The 1,152-nt window shown below is 53.5% G+C and carries 1 rRNA gene; it reads right to left on the bottom strand.

The window, feature by feature from the left end:
* Positions 1–1,152: ribosomal RNA gene (locus MHH93_RS28385) — 23S ribosomal RNA — on the bottom strand; the annotation flags it as partial.

Genomic DNA, 1,152 nt, shown 5'->3' with positions numbered 1-1,152 from the left:
ATGTGCGGATTTGCCTACACATCAGCCTTACTGCTTAGACGGACATCCATCAGTCCGCGTCACTACCCTACTGCGTCCCCCCATTGCTCATAACGGCTTACGGTGGTACAGGAATTTCGACCTGTTGTCCTTCGACTACGCCTTTCGGCCTCGCCTTAGGTCCCGACTTACCCTGAGCGGACGAGCCTTCCTCAGGAACCCTTAGGCTTTCGGCGGATCAGATTCTCACTGATCTTTTCGTTACTCATACCGGCATTCTCACTTGTATAATGTCCAGCGCTCCTTACGGTACACCTTCAACCCTTATACAACGCTCCCCTACCCCTGATGCAAAGCATCAAGCCATAGCTTCGGTGGTGTGTTTAGCCCCGTTACATTTTCGGCGCAGAGTCACTCGACCAGTGAGCTATTACGCACTCTTTCAATGGTGGCTGCTTCTAAGCCAACATCCTGGTTGTCTGTGCAACTCCACATCCTTTCCCACTTAACACACACTTGGGGACCTTAGCTGATGGTCTGGGCTGTTTCCCTTTTGACAATGGATCTTAGCACTCACTGTCTGACTCCCGGAAGTAAGTCTATGGCATTCGGAGTTTGACTGAGCTTGGTAACCCTTGCGGGCCCCGCACCCAATCAGTGCTCTACCTCCACGACTCTGTTTTCCGAGGCTAGCCCTAAAGCTATTTCGGGGAGAACCAGCTATCTCCGAGTTCGATTGGAATTTCTCCGCTACCCCCACCTCATCCCCGCATTTTTCAACATGCGTGGGTTCGGGCCTCCAGTGCGTGTTACCGCACCTTCACCCTGGACAGGGGTAGATCACCCGGTTTCGGGTCTACGTCCACGTACTATGGCGCCCTATTCAGACTCGCTTTCGCTGCGGCTCCGGCTCTTCACCTTAACCTTGCACGGGAACGTAACTCGCCGGTTCATTCTACAAAAGGCACGCCATCACCCCTAAAACGGGCTCTGACTTTTTGTAAGCACACGGTTTCAGGTTCTATTTCACTCCCCTTCCGGGGTGCTTTTCACCTTTCCCTCACGGTACTGCTTCACTATCGGTCGCTAGGAAGTATTTAGCCTTGGCAGATGGTCCTGCCGGATTCATACGGGGTTTCACGTGCCCCGCACTACTCGGGATCCGTCTCGGAG

Origin of the sequence: Priestia sp. FSL H7-0729 (assembly GCF_038005685.1) — a bacterium.
GTDB lineage: Bacteria > Bacillota > Bacilli > Paenibacillales > Paenibacillaceae > Paenibacillus.
Note: the sequence above shows the minus strand (reverse complement) of the source record. Positions and strands in the feature narration are given on the sequence as shown.